Annotated in this window: 12 protein-coding genes; all 12 read left to right on the top strand. The window is 73.1% G+C overall.

What is annotated here, in order from left to right; genetic code table 11:
* A partial coding sequence (gene infB, locus NBZ85_RS14455; protein ID WP_261562058.1) for a translation initiation factor IF-2 occupies nt 1-2,477 on the top strand: 2,477 nt, incomplete at its 5' end.
* Nucleotides 2,478-2,563: 86 nt separating this feature from the next.
* On the top strand, nt 2,564-2,896 hold the full coding sequence (locus NBZ85_RS14450; RefSeq protein WP_261556858.1) for a DUF503 domain-containing protein: 333 nt from the start codon (nt 2,564-2,566) through the stop codon (nt 2,894-2,896).
* Between the two features lie 157 nt (nt 2,897-3,053).
* Complete coding sequence (gene rbfA, locus NBZ85_RS14445) at nt 3,054-3,632, top strand: 30S ribosome-binding factor RbfA (protein WP_261556856.1); 579 nt, start codon at nt 3,054-3,056, stop codon at nt 3,630-3,632.
* A 73-nt stretch (nt 3,633-3,705) separates the two neighbouring features.
* Nucleotides 3,706-4,869: a DHH family phosphoesterase gene (locus NBZ85_RS14440; RefSeq protein WP_261556855.1), complete on the top strand. Its 1,164-nt coding sequence runs from the start codon at nt 3,706-3,708 to the stop codon at nt 4,867-4,869.
* Complete coding sequence (gene truB / locus NBZ85_RS14435) at nt 4,866-5,789, top strand: tRNA pseudouridine(55) synthase TruB (protein ID WP_261556853.1); 924 nt, start codon at nt 4,866-4,868, stop codon at nt 5,787-5,789. Before NBZ85_RS14440 ends, truB begins: the two co-directional genes overlap by 4 nt.
* A 66-nt stretch (nt 5,790-5,855) precedes the next feature.
* Nucleotides 5,856-6,785, top strand: a complete 930-nt coding sequence (locus tag NBZ85_RS14430) for a bifunctional riboflavin kinase/FAD synthetase (RefSeq protein WP_261556851.1) — start codon at nt 5,856-5,858, stop codon at nt 6,783-6,785.
* A gap of 218 nt (nt 6,786-7,003) precedes the next feature.
* Entirely contained in the window at nt 7,004-7,273 is a 270-nt protein-coding gene (rpsO, locus tag NBZ85_RS14425; protein WP_136447918.1) for a 30S ribosomal protein S15, read from the top strand.
* 281 nt (nt 7,274-7,554) lie between these two features.
* The gene (locus NBZ85_RS14420; RefSeq protein ID WP_261556848.1) at nt 7,555-9,744 is read left to right on the top strand and encodes a polyribonucleotide nucleotidyltransferase; all 2,190 of its coding nucleotides are present in this window, start codon (nt 7,555-7,557) and stop codon (nt 9,742-9,744) included.
* Nucleotides 9,745-9,753: 9 nt separating this feature from the next.
* Nucleotides 9,754-11,166 carry a M16 family metallopeptidase gene (locus tag NBZ85_RS14415; RefSeq protein ID WP_261556847.1) on the top strand — a complete coding sequence of 471 codons (1,413 nt, stop codon included), beginning with the start codon at nt 9,754-9,756 and terminating at the stop codon, nt 11,164-11,166.
* A 102-nt stretch (nt 11,167-11,268) separates the two neighbouring features.
* The gene (gene dapB, locus NBZ85_RS14410) at nt 11,269-12,021 is read left to right on the top strand and encodes a 4-hydroxy-tetrahydrodipicolinate reductase (RefSeq protein ID WP_261556846.1); all 753 of its coding nucleotides are present in this window, start codon (nt 11,269-11,271) and stop codon (nt 12,019-12,021) included.
* A gap of 50 nt (nt 12,022-12,071) precedes the next feature.
* Complete coding sequence (locus NBZ85_RS14405; protein WP_261556844.1) at nt 12,072-13,931, top strand: Hsp70 family protein; 1,860 nt, start codon at nt 12,072-12,074, stop codon at nt 13,929-13,931.
* A gap of 14 nt (nt 13,932-13,945) precedes the next feature.
* Entirely contained in the window at nt 13,946-16,048 is a 2,103-nt protein-coding gene (locus NBZ85_RS14400; protein ID WP_261556842.1) for a hypothetical protein, read from the top strand.
* Nucleotides 16,049-16,097: the final 49 nt, after the last annotated feature.

Genomic DNA, 16,097 nt, shown 5'->3' with positions numbered 1-16,097 from the left:
GCCCCGGTCCGCGCCCCGGCCCCCGGCCGTCCGCGCCGGGCAACAACCCGTACACGACGCCGTCTGCCGGGCCTCGCCAGTCGGCCGGCCAGTCCGGCTCCGGCCCGGCGTCCCCGCCGCGACCGGGTGCTCCTCGCCCGGGTCCTCGCCCGGGTGGGGCGCGTCCCGGCGCCCCCGGCGCCGGCGGTCCTCGGCCCTCGGCGGGTGGGGTGCCGCCGCGCCCGGGCTCGCGCCCTGGTTCTGGCGGGATGCCGCCGCGGCCGGGCGGTAGCGGCGGGCCGCGGCCCAACGCGAACATGTTCCAGCCCCGTCCCGCGGGCGGCGCGCCGGGTCGTCCCGGTGGCGGCGGCGGTGGCGGCGGCGCGCCGGGTCGTCCCGGTGGCGGTGGCGGCGGTGGCCCGCGTCCCGGTGGTTTCGCCGGTCGCGGCGGTGCTCCCGGTCGTCCCGGCGGCGGTGGCGGCGGCGCCGGTGCCGGTGCGCCGGGTCGTCCCGGTGGCGGCGGTGGTGGCCGTCCCGCGGCGGGTGGTCGCGGGCGTGGCGGAACCACGGCGGGCGCGTTCGGCCCGGGTGGCCGCGGTCGTCCCGGCCGTCAGCGCAAGTCCAAGCGGGCGAAGCGGCAGGAGTGGGAGAGCGGCCTGGAGGCGCCGCGGATGGGCGCGATGGTCCCCCGTGGCAACGGGCAGGCCATCCGTCTACCGCGGGGCGCCTCGCTGGCCGACTTCGCGGACAAGATCGACGCGAACCCCGGCGCGCTGGTCCAGGTCGTCTTCACCCAGCTCGGTGAGATGGTGACCGCGACTCAGTCCTGCACCGACGAGACGCTGCAGCTGCTCGGCGTGACACTCGGTTACGAAGTGCAGATCGTCAGCCCGGAGGACGAGGACAAGGAGCTGCTGGAAAGCTTCGACCTCTCCTTCGGCGGTGCGTACGGCGACGACGTCGAGCTCAGCATCCGGCCGCCGGTCGTGACCGTCATGGGCCACGTCGACCACGGTAAGACGAAGCTGCTCGACGCCATCCGCTTCACCGACGTGGTCGGCGGCGAGGCCGGCGGCATCACCCAGCACATCGGTGCCTACCAGGTGCGGGCCGTGGTCGACGGCGACGAGCGGCCGATCACCTTCATCGACACCCCGGGTCACGAGACCTTCACCGCGATGCGTGCCCGCGGTGCCCAGGTCACCGACATCGTGGTCCTCGTGGTCGCGGCCGACGACGGCGTGAAGCCCCAGACCATCGAGGCGCTCAACCACGCCCAGGCGGCCGGGGTGCCGGTCGTCGTGGCCGTCAACAAGGTCGACAAGGAGGGCGCCGACCCGGCGAAGGTGCGGGGTCAGCTCACCGAGTACGGCCTGCTCGCCGAGGAGTACGGCGGCGAGACGATGTTCGTCGACGTCTCTGCTCGGAACAAGACGAACATCGACGGGCTGCTCGAGGCCATCATCCTGACGGCCGACGCGTCGCTGGACCTGCGGGCCCCGACGGGCACCGAGGCCCAGGGCGTCGCGATCGAAGGCCGGCTCGACCGCGGCCGTGGCCCGGTGGCGACCGTGCTGGTTCAGCGCGGCACGCTGCGGGTCGGCGACTCGGTGGTCGCCGGTGAGGCCTTCGGCCGGGTCCGCGCGATGCTCGACGAGCACGGTGATCAGGTGACCGAGGCGGGCCCGGCCCGTCCGGTGCAGGTGCTCGGCTTCACCAGCGTCCCCGACGCGGGTGACAACTTCCTGGTGGTTCCCGAGGACCGGGTGGCTCGCCAGATCGCCGAGCGCCGGCAGGCCCGCGAGCGCAACGCCGAGCTCGCCCTCAGCCGTGGCCGTCCGACGCTGGAGACCATCCTCGAGCGGATGAAGGAGGGCGAGAAGACCCAGCTCAACCTCATCCTCAAGGGTGACGTCTCCGGTTCGGTCGAGGCTCTCGAGGACGCCCTGCTCAAGATCGATGTCGGCGACGAGGTCGGTTTGCGGATCATCGACCGCGGGGTCGGCGCAATCACCGAGACCAACGTCATGCTGGCGTCGGCGTCGGACGCGGTCATCATCGGCTTCAACGTCCGCCCGCAGGGCAAGGCGACGGAGCTGGCCGACCGCGAGGGCGTCGAGGTCCGGTACTACTCGGTGATCTACCAGGCCATTGAGGACATCGAGAATGCCCTCAAGGGCATGCTCAAGCCGGTCTACGAGGAGGCGCAGCTCGGTACCGCCGAGGTGCGAGAGGTCTTCCGGGTGCCGCGGATCGGAAATGTCGCGGGTTCGCTGGTCCGCTCCGGCATCATCCGCCGCAACACCAAGGCCCGCCTCATCCGCGATGGTGTGGTCGTGGCGGACAACCTCACGGTCGAGTCCCTCAAGCGGTTCAAGGACGACGCCACCGAGGTCCGTGAGGGCTACGAGTGCGGTATCGGTCTCGGGTCGTTCAACGACATCAAGGTCGACGACGTCATCGAGACCTTCGAGCAGCGGGAGGTTCCCCGCGCCTGAGGCACGCCGCTGGTGGGTGCCGACCGGTCGGGCGCATGCGCGTCCGGTCGGCACCCACCGCTCGTGCCGCAACGTGGGTAGCGATCATGTGGATCGGAACTCTCAGCCTTGACCTGCTGCTCGGGGACGTGCATTCACTGAAGGAGAAGCGTTCGGTGGTCCGGCCGATCGTGGCCGAACTGCGCCGACGCTTCGCGCTCAGCGTCGCCGAGACGGGGCATCTCGAGCTGCACCGCCGGGCCGAGATCGGGATGGCGGTCGTGGCCGCCGACCGTGCGCACTGCGTCGAGGTCCTGCGCGCCTGTGAGCAGCTGGTGGCGGGACGGCCCGAGGTCGAGGTTCTCGCCGCACGCGAGCGCTGCCTGGCGGAGGACGACGCCGACGGGCAGTTCCGCCAGCCTGCCGACAGCACCGACTGAGTCGAGCACCGCGGGGGTGGCCAGCCCGCCGGCGTCGCGGTGATCGGGCAGCCAGCAGGCGGCGGGGAGCCGCGCGGTCGATGACCGTGGCGTCTCCGGGCGGGGAGCGATCGCGGCGGCAACGACGCCGAGGTAACACGGAGCGAGGAGGTCTACGGTGGCTGATCCGGCCCGGGCACGGAAGCTGGCCGTGCGTATTCGTGAGGTGGTCGCGTCCGCGCTGGAACGCGGCGTGAAGGATCCCCGCCTCGGCATGGTGACGGTCACCGACGTGCGGGTGACACCAGACCTGGTTGACGCGACCGTGTTCTACACCGTGTACGGCGACGAGGCCGAGCGCCGCGCGTCGGCCGAGGCGCTCGAGTCCGCCCGTGGGCTGCTGCGTAGCCAGGTCGGCCGTGCCACCGGCGTGAAGGTCACACCGACCCTCACCTTCATCCACGACCGGCTGCCCGACGACGCCAAGCACCTGGAGGCGCTGATCAGCGTCGCCCGGGAGCGGGACGCCAAACTCGCCGAGGTCCGCCGCGACGCCCGCCCCGCGGGCGACGAAGATCCTTATCGCCGCCCACGGACCGTCGAGGAAGACCTGGACGAGGACCTCGGCGACGAGATCGACGAGATCGATGCGGGTGACGCCTCCGGCCGAGACTCCGGTGCGTGGGATGCCGGCGCGGTCGGCGGAGACCGGGTGTATCCGGCCTCACCCGGCGGCGATCCGACCATCGGACGCTGACAGTGGTGGGCCGCTCCAAGGGTGCGAGCCACCGGCATGCCGGTGGGCCGCGGACACGGCGATGGGACGAGCGATGAGCGACGCGAGCGATCTCGTGGCGGGCGATCGGGCGGCCGTGGTGGCCGCACTCACGGCGGCCGTCGCCGCCGACGACGACATCCTGCTCGTCGCGCACGTCAATCCGGACGGGGACAGCCTCGGTTCAGCCTTGGCCCTTGCGCTGGCGCTGCGGACTCTCGGGGGCCGACCGCGGGTCTCGTTCGATGCCGAGCCCTTCGCCGTCCCCCGGACGCTGCACTTCCTCGCCGGCCAGGAGCTGCTCGTCGACCCGGTGACGATCACAACTCGGCCGGGTCTCGTGGTCTGTCTGGACACGGCCAGCCGGTCCCGGCTCGGCCGGCTCGTCCGGATCACCAGCGGCAGCCTGGTGGTCGTCGTCGATCACCATGCCTCCAACACCCGTTTCGGCGATCTGAACCTCGTCGACAGCGAGGCCGCCTCGACCAGCGCGATGGTCGTCGACCTGATCGACGCGCTGGGCGTGGCGCTGGACGCGGACCTGGCCGCGGCGATCTACACCGGCCTGGTCACGGACACCGGCTCGTTCCGGTTCGCGGCGACGACGCCTGCGGTGCACCGCCTTGCCGCGCGCCTGCTGGCCACCGGCATCCGGCACGATCTGATCAGCCGTGCGCTGTGGGACACCCACCGGTTCGGCTACCTGAAGCTGCTCGGCGAGGTGCTGGGTCGTGCCCGCCTGGAACCCGAGCACGACCTGGCCTGGACCTGGTGCGCCCAGGCCGACCTGCGCAAGGCGGGCCTCGACTACGACGAGATCGAGGGCTTCATCGATACCCTGCGTACGGCGTCGGAGGCCGAGGTCGCCCTGATCTGCAAGCAGGAGGGCGACGTCTGGAAGGTCTCCGTGCGGTCCAGGGGGAGCGTCGACGTCGGTGCGCTGTGCGCCGGCCTCGGGGGTGGCGGCCACCGCCTGGCCGCCGGCTTCGTGACGAGCGCGGAGCTGGCGGAGCTCATGGAAGCGGTGCGGGCGGCGCTGGTTCGGGCGCCGCGGCTGCCCGACCCCGAGGGCGGCGCCCTGACCGGGCCCGATGCCGCCGCCGGGCGTACCCCCGCCCCGGCTCCCGGTCCGGTCCAGGGCCAGATCCAGGGCCAGGGCCAGGGCCAGGGCAGGGGCCAGAGCCGGGCCGACCTGGGCTCGGCGGTGAGCGTCCGGTGAGCCCGCGGGGAGCACGCCCGGCGGGCGGGCCGCAGGTCGACGGTCTCGTGGTCGTCGACAAGCCGGCCGGGCTCACCTCGCATGACGTCGTCGCCCGCGCCCGGCGCATCCTGGGGCAACGCCGGGTCGGCCACGCCGGCACCCTCGACCCGATGGCGACCGGTGTGCTGCTGCTCGGCCTCGGCCGGGGCACGAGGCTGCTGGGTCACCTCGCACTCACCGACAAGGTGTACGACGCGACGATCCGGCTCGGCCGCTCCACGACGACGGACGACGCCGAGGGCGAGCCGCTCGAGGACCGGCCCGTCGACGTCGACCCCGAGCGGCTCGCGCAGGCGATGGCGGCCCTGACCGGGCGCATCGACCAGGTGCCGTCGAGCGTCAGCGCGGTCAAGGTCGGCGGGGTGCGTGCCTATGCCCGGGTGCGGGCGGGCGAGCAGGTCGAGCTCGCCGCCCGCCGGGTCACGGTGCACCGCTTCGACCTGCTCGCCCGCCGATCCGACGGCGCTGCGGCGGACCCGGCGGGCTCCGATCTGGATGTGCGGGTCGGCTGCTCCAGCGGAACCTACATCCGTGCGATCGCGCGCGACCTCGGGGCCGCGTTGGGCTGCGGGGGGCATCTCACGGCGCTGCGGCGCACCGTCGTGGGACCGTTCGGGCTCGCCCGGGCGGTGAGCCTCGACACGTTCGCCGAGCTGGGCGCGGGGGCGGTCATCCCGTTGGCGGAGGCCGTCGCGGCCGGTTTCGCGCGCCGGGACGTGGCGGGGGACGCGGCGGTCGACGTGCGCCACGGTCGCCGGTTGGCGCCGGTAGGACGGCCGGGCACCTACGGCGTGTTCGGGCCGGATGGGTCCGTGCTGGCGCTGGTCGAGGAGAGCGCCGAAGCGGTCCGCTCCCTGGTCGTGTTCGCCCCGGCTTGACCGCGCGCGAGATTGCCGACGGGCCGCGCTCGACCGTGCCGCGCGAGAATGTCCTAGGCTTCCCCCGTGCAAACGTGGCGAGGGGCGGAGAACACGCCGGCCGGGTGGCGCGGCGGGGTCGTCACGATCGGCTTCTTCGACGGGGTGCACCTCGGACACCGGCAGATCATCGGGCAGGCGGTGCGCCGCGCCCACGACCGCGGCGAGCGGGCCGTCGTCCTGACCTTCGAACCGCATCCGGGTGAGGTGCTCCGCCCCGGCAGCCATCCGGCCCTGCTGACGACGTTGCGCCACAAGGCCGAGCTGTTGGCGGCGATCGGCGTCGACGCGCTCTGCGTGCAGCCGTTCACCCTGGACTTCAGCCGGCTGTCACCGGCCGAGTTCGTGCACGGGATGCTGGTCGAGCGACTGGGTGCCAGTGTGGTCGTGGTGGGGGAGAACTTCACCTACGGTCACCGGGCCGCCGGCACGCTGGCCACCCTGGCGGTGGACGGGACCCGGCAGGGGTTCGAGGTCGACGGGGTCCGCCTGGTCCGCTCGGGGGAGCAGGTGCTGTCCTCGACCGAGATCCGCCGCCGTGTCGCCGAGGGCGACGTGGAGTCTGCCGCCGTGGCCCTGGCCCGTCCACACCGGGTCGAGGGCGTGGTCGTGCACGGCGACGCCCGTGGCCGCACGATCGGCTATCCGACGGCCAACGTCGAGGTGACGCCGTGGGCGGCGGTGCCCGCCGACGGGGTGTACGCGGGCTTCGCCTGCTGGGACGGCCGCCGCCAGCCGGCCGCGATCTCGATCGGCACGAATCCGACGTTCGCCGGCCGGGAGCGGCGGGTGGAGGCGTTTCTGCTGGACTTCGACGGGGATCTCTACGGCGAGTACCTGGCCTACGAGTTCACCCGCCGCCTGCGCCCGACGCTGCGCTTCGAGTCGGTGGACGAGCTGGTCACCCAGATGGCGGCCGATGTCGAGGCGACCAGGACGGTCACCCTGCCCGTCTGAGCGCGCCTGCGATCCCGGGCACGGCGGTGCCATCGGCATGGCCCCGCCAGCGCGGGGCCACCGGTGTCCGAGCGGTTCCCCTCGGGTTGATAGGCTTCGGGTCCAGGCGGGTGCGGCGCGTCCGGACAGTGCGGCGATAAGGCTGTGGTCCGGAGGTCGGTTCGGGTGAGGAAGACCCCGGGCGCGCGCCGTCCCGAAGCAGAAGGAGAGGGTGGAGCGTGCCGCTCGCGAGCGACGTCAAGCAGAAGATCATGTCCGATTACGCCACCGTTGAGCGGGACACCGGCTCGCCCGAGGTGCAGGTCGCGATGCTGACCCGTCGGATCAGCGATCTAACCGAGCACCTCAAGGTGCACAAGCACGACCATCACAGCCGTCGGGGCCTGCTCCTGCTCGTCGGGCGCCGCCGCCGGTTGCTGAACTACCTCTCGAAGACGGATATCGGCCGATACCGGGCCCTGATCGAGCGACTCGGGCTACGGCGATAGCGCGAAGAGGGAGCGGCCCTTCGGGACGCTCCCTCTGACGCATCGGGGGTAGATACCAGATGCGTCGCCCGCCGGCGGAGGTCTCCGTCGGCGGATCGGAGGATCTGACCGGGTCCGTGGTGGCGAGAGCCGCCGGTCCTCGGTCGTGGTCGCCGGGAGTGGGCAGGCGCCCTCCCCCCGGGGGCTTCGACTGAGCGCCGGCATCCTCTCAGACGCGGACCCGGCCGCAGAACAAGATCGGCTGCGTGGACCCGGCCGAAGAAGAGGATGGAGTGGTTCGAGTGGACGACTCGACACATGCGGCCGAGGCGGTCATTGCGACCCCGGCCGGAAACCGTACGGTGCGTTTCGAGACCGGCCGGCTGGCCCGGCAGGCCGCCGGTTCCGCCGTCGCCTACCTGGGCGACACGATGGTTCTCTCGGCGACGACGGTCAGCAAGCAGCCCAAGGAACAGCTCGACTTCTTCCCGCTGACGGTGGATGTCGAGGAGCGGATGTACGCCGCCGGGCGGATCCCCGGTTCGTTCTTCCGCCGCGAGGGCCGGCCGAGCGAGGACGCGATCCTCACCTGCCGCCTCATCGACCGGCCGCTGCGCCCCTCGTTCGCCAAGGGGCTGCGCAACGAGATCCAGGTCGTGGCCACGGTGCTGGCCCTCGACCCGGACACGCTCTACGACGTGGTCGCGATCAACGCCGCCAGTGCGTCGACGACCCTGTCCGGGTTGCCCTTCACCGGGCCGATCGGCGCGACCCGGGTCGGCTACGTCGACGGTGAGTGGATCGCCTTCCCGACGCATTCGGAGCTGGCCCGCGCCACCTTCGACATGGTCGTGGCCGGTCGGGTCGTCGAGGACGGCTCCGACGTTGCGATCATGATGGTCGAGGCGGAGGCCACACCGGGCACGGTGGAGCTGATCGCCGGGGGCGCGCCCGCGCCGACCGAGGAGGTCGTCGCCGCCGGCCTGGAGGCCGCCAAGCCGGCCATCCGCGAGCTGTGTCGGGCGCAGAGCGAGCTCGCCTCGCTGGCCGGCAAGGCGGCGGCGCGGGAGTTCCCGGTCTTCATCGACCACCACGACGACGTGCTCGAGGCGCTGTCCGCCGCGGTCGGCGACGAGCTGTCCGCGGCGCTGCGCATCGCCGGCAAGGCCGAGCGGGAGAACGAGCTCGACCGGGTCCGTCAGCTGGCGGTCGAGAAGGTCGCCGCCCAGTTCGAGGGGCGGGAGAAGGAGATCGGCGCCGCCTACCGGGCGCTGACGAAGAAGCTCGTCCGCTCCCGCATCGTCACCGAGGGCGTGCGGATCGACGGCCGGTCGACGACCGAGATCCGGGCGCTGTCCGCCGAGGTCGACTACATCCCGCGGGTGCACGGCTCGGCGCTGTTCGAGCGGGGCGAGACGCAGATCCTCGGCGTCACGACGCTGGCGATGCTGCGGATGGAGCAGACGGTCGACACGCTCAACCCCGATCGCACCAAGCGGTACATGCACAATTACAACTTCCCGCCCTACTCCACCGGTGAGACCGGGCGTGTCGGCTCGCCGAAGCGCCGCGAGATCGGCCACGGTGCGCTGGCCGAGCGGGCGCTGCTGCCGGTGCTGCCCAGCCGCGAGGACTTCCCCTACGCGATCCGCCAGGTCTCCGAGGCGCTGAGCTCCAACGGCTCCACGTCGATGGGCTCGGTCTGCGCGAGCACGCTGTCCCTGCTCAACGCCGGCGTGCCGCTGAAGGCGCCGGTCGCCGGCATCGCGATGGGGCTCGTCCACGCCGACGACGCCTACGTCACGCTGACCGACATCCTCGGCGCCGAGGACGCCTACGGCGACATGGACTTCAAGGTCGCCGGCACCCGCGATTTCGTCACCGCCCTGCAGCTCGACACCAAGCTCGACGGCATCCCCGCCTCGGTGCTTGCCTCGGCCCTGCAGCAGGCGCGCGGCGCGCGGCTGGCGATCCTCGACGTCATGGCCGAGGCGATCGGCAGCCCGGACGAGATGTCCGCGCACGCCCCGCGGGTCATTTCGGTGAAGATTCCGGTTGACAAGATCGGCGAGATCATCGGGCCCAAGGGCAAGATGATCAACCAGATTCAGGCGGACAGCGGCGCCGAGATCACGGTCGAGGACGACGGCACGATCTACATCGGCGCGGTGGACGGCCCCTCGGCGGAGTCCGCCCGTTCGGCGATCAACGCGATCGCCAACCCGCAGATGCCCGAGGTCGGCGAGCGGTACCTCGGTACCATCGTCAAGATCACCAACTTCGGGGCGTTCGTCTCGCTCACCCCGGGTCGGGACGGTCTGCTGCACGTGTCCAAGCTCAAGACGCTCTCGGGCGGCAAGCGGGTGGAGAAGGTCGAGGACGTGCTGACCGTGGGACAGAAGCTCCAGGTGGAGATCACCGAGATCGACGCCCGTGGCAAGATCAGCCTGTCCCCGAGTGCCGAGGCCGCGGACGCGGCGGCGACCTCCTGACGGCGCGACGTGACCGACACCCCCACGCCTGACCTGACCCGCTCCTCCGGCTCGGCCGGCTCCGGCGACGCCGCGGGTCGAGATGCCGCGGACGCAGGTGAGCGAGTGGCCCGCCTGCTCGCGGGCGGGTCCGTCAGCGAGTCGTTGCTGGGCGGCACGGTGCTGCGCACCGTGCTGCCCGGCGGGCTGCGCGTCATCACCGAGCGTGTCCCCGGGGTCCGCTCGGCCGCGATCGGCGTCTGGGTGGGCGTCGGCTCGCGCGACGAGACCCCGGTGACCGCCGGCTGCTCCCACTACCTCGAGCACCTGCTGTTCAAGGGCACCCCGAGCCGGGATGCCCTGACGATCAGCGCGTCGGTCGAGGCGGTCGGCGGCGACCTCAACGCGTTCACGGGCAAGGAGTACACCTGCTACTACGCGCGGGTGCTCGACTCCGACCTCGCGATGGCCGTCGGCGTCGTCGCGGACATGGTCACCAACTCGCTGGTGACCGCCGACGACGTCGAGGCCGAGCGTGGCGTGATCCTCGAGGAGATCGCCATGCACGAGGACGACCCGGGCGACGTCGTCCACGACGTCTTCGCCGAGGCGATGCTCGGCGCGTCGGCGCTCGGCCGGCCGGTGCTCGGCACGATCGAGTCGATCGAGGGGCTGGGCCGCGAGACCATCGCCGACTACTACCGCTCCCGCTACGTCCCGCCGGCGATGGTGGTCTCGATCGCCGGAAACCTGGAGCACGATCGCGTGCTCGCGCTCGTCGCGGAGGCCTTCGGCGATCACCTGACGTCGGCCGCGGAGCCGTCGGGGGTGCGAGCCGGCAGCTACGACTACCCGCCGGCGCCCGGCATCGTCGTTTCCGAGCGGCCCACCGAACAGGCGAACCTCGTGCTGGGCACCGTCGGCCTGTCCCGGCATGATCCGCGTCGCTTCGCGCTCGGGGTGCTCTCGACGGCGCTGGGCGGCGGGATGAGCTCCCGGCTGTTCCAGGAGATCCGCGAGAAGCGGGGCCTAGCCTACTCGGTGTACTCGTTTGCGTCGCACTTCGCTGATGCCGGCCTGTTCGGCGTCTACGCCGGCTGCGCTCCCAAGCGCGCTGACGAGGTCCTGGCGATCGCCCGGGACGAGGTGCGATCCATCGCCGAGCGCGGGATCAGCGCCGAGGAGCTCGACCGCGCCCGCGGGCAGAGCCACGGCTCCCTCGTCCTCGGGCTGGAGGACACCGGCTCGCGGATGAGCCGGCTGGGCAAGAGCGAGCTCGTTCACGGCGAGCTCCTGTCCGTCGACGAGATCATCGCCCGGGTGAACGCGGTCACGCTGGACGACGTCACCGGGATCGCCGCGGCGCTCGTCGAGCAGCCCTGGGCCCTCGGCGTCATCGGGCCGTTCGACGATCATGACTTCGGCGCGGCCGTCGCCCGCTGAACCTTCGGCCGTGGGCGCCAGGCGCGGGCCTGCGGCCGGCCGGCGGCGTCCAGTCACCGCGACGCCAGCCGGCGTTCGGTGCCCACCACGGAGGGAACAGGCATGAGCGAGCAGCTCGCGGTGGGGGTTCTCGGCGCGGGTGGCCGCATGGGGTCGACGGTGTGCGCCGCCGTCGATGCCGCCCCGGACCTCGCGCTCGTCGCCGCGCTCGACGCCGGCGACGACCGGGCCGCGCTCGCCGCGGCCGAGGTGGTCGTCGATTTCACCACGCCGGACGCAGTGCTCGACAACGTCCGCTGGTGTGTCGAGGCAGGCCGGCATGTCGTCGTCGGCACGACCGGCTTCGACGACGGACGGCTGGCGACGGTGCGCGGCTGGCTCGGTGACGCGCCGAAGGTCGGGGTGCTGATCGCCCCGAACTTCGGGGTTGCCGCCGTGCTCATGATGATGTTCGCCGCGCGCGCCGCCCGCTTCTTCGACTCCGTCGAAATTGTCGAGTTGCACCATCCCAACAAGGTCGACGCGCCGAGCGGCACCGCCCGGCGCACCGCCGAGCTCGTCGCCGAGGCCCGCGAGGCCGCCGGACTCGCGCCGGGCGGCCCGGACGCGACGGCCACGGCGCTTGACGGCGCCCGCGGCGCCCGGGTCGCGGGCGTGCCCGTGCACGCCGTACGCCTCGCGGGTCTCGTCGCCCACCAGGAGGTTCTGCTCGGCGGGGCGGGGGAGACCCTGACCCTGCGTCACGACTCCTACGACCGCACCTCCTTCATGCCGGGCGTGCTGCTCGCCGTGCGGCGCATCGCCGATCGTCCCGGCCTGACCGTCGGCCTGGAGCACCTGCTCGACCTGGATTAATCGCCGGGTGTCCGCGGGATCGCTCGGCCGTGAAAGATAGGTTTTCGGGTGTGGTCGGACACGTTGACCGCCGGCCGCCGGCGGGTACCCGAAGCGTCTTCGGAATCGATCTGGGCACGACGTTCAGCTGCCTGGCCCGCGTCTCGGGCGCCGGGGAGCCGCAGATCGTGCCGTTGTCCGACGGCGCGCTGACGCTGCCGAGCGTCGTGTTGTTCGTCGGCGCGGACGACTACCTCACCGGGCAGACCGCCCGCGAGCTCGCCCGGGCCCGGCCCGACGACGTCTGCTCGCTGGTCAAGCGGCGGATGGGCGACGGCGACTGGCGGTTCATCACCCAGGGCGCGGCCTGGTCCGCACCGGCCGTCAGCGGCCTGATCCTCAAGGCCCTGGTCGCCGACACCGCGCTGGCCACCGGCGAGCGGGTCGAGGACGTCGTGATCACCGTTCCGGCCTACTTCGGGGACACCGAACGCCGGGCGACGGTCCTTTCCGGCGAGTATGCGGGGCTCAACGTCGTCGACGTCATCAACGAGCCGACCGCGGCGGCGTTGTCCTACGGGTTCGCCCGCTTCGAGATCGGTACCCGGCGTACCCTCGGCGGGCCGGGTACCGCGGCGGAGGAGGTCGCCCTCGTCTACGACCTGGGCGGCGGCACCTTCGACGTCACCGTCGTGGAGCTCGCGGACCGCCGGGTCTCCGTCGTCGCCGTCGACGGTGACCATCAGCTCGGTGGCGCCGACTGGGACGAAAAGATCGTTTTGTACCTGTGTGACCGGTTCCTCGCCGAGCATCCGGGCGCCCCGGACCCCCTCGACGAGGGGGAGGGCTCCCAGGCGCTGCTGCTTGCCGCCGAACGGGCGCGCCGGGACCTCACCGACGCGCCCACCACGACCGTCGTCGTCGAGCACGCCGGCCGCCGCACCGAGGTGCCGCTGACCCGCGACGAGCTGGAACGGCTCACCGCCGGGCTACTCGACCGGACCATCGCCCTGACCCGGGCCGCCCGCGACGCGGCGCTGGTCCGCGGGGTCCGCGGGATCGACCGGATCCTGCTCGTCGGCGGCGCCTCGCGGATGCCCGCCGTGACTCGCCGCCTCGCCGCCGAGTTCGGGGTGCCAGTAGAGCTGTCCGATCCGGATCTTGCGGTTGCCCGGGGGGCCGCCATCTACGGCGAGAAGAAGGCGCTGGAACGGCTGGTGCTCGCCGATCTGGTGACCCGCGGCCAGCTCGTCGACGGCGCCGGGGTGGACGCCGCCGCCCCGGCCGACCTGGACGCCGCCTGCCGGCGGCTCGCCGACGCGCTCGGCCTGCCCACCCAACGGGTGCGCCGGACCGTCGAGGTGCAGGTCGTCAACGTCGTTTCCCGGGGCTTCGGAGTGCTGGCGCTCAACCGCCTCGGCGAGCAGGGCGCGGTGTTCCTGGTGCACCGCAACGACCGGCTTCCGATCGCGGTCCGGCGCTCCTTCGGAACGGTGCGCGACGACCAGGACGCCGTCACCGTGTACGTGGTCGAGCAGGCCGGCGGGGTGGAGTCGACCCGGGTCGAGGACAACAAGGTGATAGCCGAGGCCGAGATCACCGGCATCCCGCCCGGTTTCCCCGCCGGGTCGCAGATCCAGATCCTCTTCCGGATGGGCTTCGACGGCATCCTGGAGGTCACGGCCACCCACGAGGGCCTCGCCGACCATCCCCTGACGGTGCGGGTCGAGACATCGGCGGCGCTGAGCCAGGCCGATGTGGCCCGCGAGCGGGAGCAGGTCGCCCGGGCCCGCCGGGAACGTGGTGGCCTCCCGCACGTCGACGGCCGGCCGGATCCGCCGACGGATCCGGGTGGTGGGTCCGGTGGCCCGGCCGGCGGATTGGGCGGGCAGACAGGCGGGCTGGGCGGCCTGCCGGGCGGCTGGGGCTGACAGGGAGGACGACGATGCGGGCCTTCGACTCCGACGACTACCGTCGCCGGGTGCTCGCCGTGGTGCACCGCCGCGGCGGCGCCGAGCACAGCGACCCGTTCGAGATCTACGACATCCCGCTGGCGGAGGTGGACACGCTCGACGATGCGGCGATCCGCGCCCGCATCGCCGAGGTCTGGGCCTTCTGGCAGCGCAGCCGGGACCATCCCCGCTACCGTGGGGTGATTATCGGCCTGCTCGACCTGCACACCGAGCTGGCCACAGCGCTCGCCGACCGCACCGCGCGCCTCACCCTGCGCGATCGAGTCGCCAGCGCCCGCGCCGCCCGCGACGACGAGCGGTTCGCCGCGTTGGACGCCGCCGTCACCCGCCTCGTGGCCCGGTTCGGAGGCATCCCGGCCGACCGGGTCGCCGGCCTGCGGACCTGGGCGGCGACCCAGGGCATCGACGAGTCCGCGTTCGCCCTGCGGACCCGCCGTCATCGGATCGTCCCCGCGAGCCCGGCCGCCGGGCCGGCCGACCGGCCGCGGCCTGAGCCGATTCCCGCCGAGGTACTCCGTCAGATCCGGGCCGACCTCGACGAGCTGGGCCGGATCACCGCGTCCGCCCCGCCATGCAGCCTGTTCGACCTGCTCGGCGTGTCGCCTGGCGCCCCGCGCGAGCAGATCCGGCATCTGCGCGACGAGGCGCTGATGCGCAACCGTGCCCGCCGGCCGGACCGCCGCCGCGCTCTGCTCGACGATCTGCTGGCCGCCGTCGGTGCGCTGCTGATCGAGGGCGACCCGGACGCCTACCTCGACGCGCTTGCCGCTGCGACGAGCGAGCGGCTGCGGCCGCGGGTGGCGGCGGCGGTCCTCGTCGAAGACGCGCTGCTTGCGGCCGAGGCGGCCGCACTCGTCGCCGAGGCGGAGGCAGATGGCCTCGACCCGCAGCGGGCGCGTGCTGTTGTCGGCGCCCTCGCCCGAGAACAGGGGGTCACCGCGCCGTTGCTGCCGCCCCCGGCGGGCGGGCTGCCACCGGTCCGGGCGGACGATTGGCGACCGGCGGTATCCCGGGCCCGTGCGGCGCTGCGGGCCGGCCGGCCGGTGGCGGCCGGCGAGCACGTGGCCACCGCCCGAGAGCTCGCCGGCGAGACCCTGCCGCCGATCCGGGCGGTGGACGACGAGGTGCAGACCGCGATCCGGGCAGCGGGCGACGGCTGGGCGGCCCTCGCCCCGCTGATTGCGGCCGGCCGGTACCGGGCGGTGCTGCCCGCGGCCCGGCGGCTCGCCGAGACCGCCGCCGATGTGCCCGGCCCGGGCAACCAGCTCGCCGGGGAGCTGCTTTCCCTTGCCGTGGCCCGCTGCACCACCGCCGACGAGCTCGTCGCCCGGGCCCGCACGGCCGGTGCCGTCGACCGCGAGCGCCTGCTCGGTGAGGCCCTCGCGCTGGTCACCGACCACGCCGAGGCCTCGACGCTGCTCGCGAGAAGCCGGCCCGGCCCGGCCCCGGCTCCGCCGGCGGCGGTGCGAGCTCACCGGGACGGCCGTTCGGTCCTGGTGAGCTGGCGGCCGTCGACGACTGCTGGTGAGGTGCGCTACCGGGTCACCCGCTTTGCCGCCGACAGTGTCGGCCGGGCGGTCGGCGTGACCGCGGGCAACAGCCTGGAGGACGGTGGCGCACCGCCCGGCGGGGCGATTCCCCGTTACGAGGTCGCCGCCGGCGTCGGCGGCGCCTGGTCGACGCCGGCCGGGACGACCGAGGCCGACCCGGGAACCGACGGCCCAATTGCGCTGGCCGGTACGCCCGCCGACACTGCCGCCGACGCCCTTCCCTCGCCGGTCGGGCTACGGTGGGCCGGTGAACGGCTGCGATGGACCTGGCCGGCCGGCTGCACGGAGATGATGGTGGTCTGCCGGCCGGACGGACCGCCGACGGCCGCCGACGATCCCCGCGCGCAGGTCCGCAAGGTGACCAACACCCGATACGAGATCGATGGCGGCGTCCTCCTCCCGCCGGGCCGCCCCCTGCACGTCGCGTTGTTCTGCTGCGTGCGCCAGGCGGGGCGACTGGCCGTGGCAACCTCGGCCGGGGCCCGGCTCCGGCTTGAGCCGGGCGGCGACGGAGCGGGCGGGTGAGGGCCCGGGCGACGGTCGCCATCCTGGTCGCTGCCTGCCTGTTCTATCT

The organism is Frankia tisae, assembly GCF_025403405.1.
GTDB classification, from domain to species: domain Bacteria; phylum Actinomycetota; class Actinomycetes; order Frankiales; family Frankiaceae; genus Frankia; species Frankia tisai.
This window is presented reverse-complemented; position numbering and strand designations above follow the sequence as displayed.

Coding starts and splice junctions, on each gene's coding strand:
- NBZ85_RS14400 (WP_261556842.1), top strand. CDS start 13,946: ATGCGGGCCTTCGACTCCGACGACTACCGTCGCCGGGTGCTCGCCGTG.
- dapB (WP_261556846.1), top strand. CDS start 11,269: ATGAGCGAGCAGCTCGCGGTGGGGGTTCTCGGCGCGGGTGGCCGCATG.
- NBZ85_RS14440 (WP_261556855.1), top strand. CDS start 3,706: ATGAGCGACGCGAGCGATCTCGTGGCGGGCGATCGGGCGGCCGTGGTG.
- NBZ85_RS14450 (WP_261556858.1), top strand. CDS start 2,564: ATGTGGATCGGAACTCTCAGCCTTGACCTGCTGCTCGGGGACGTGCAT.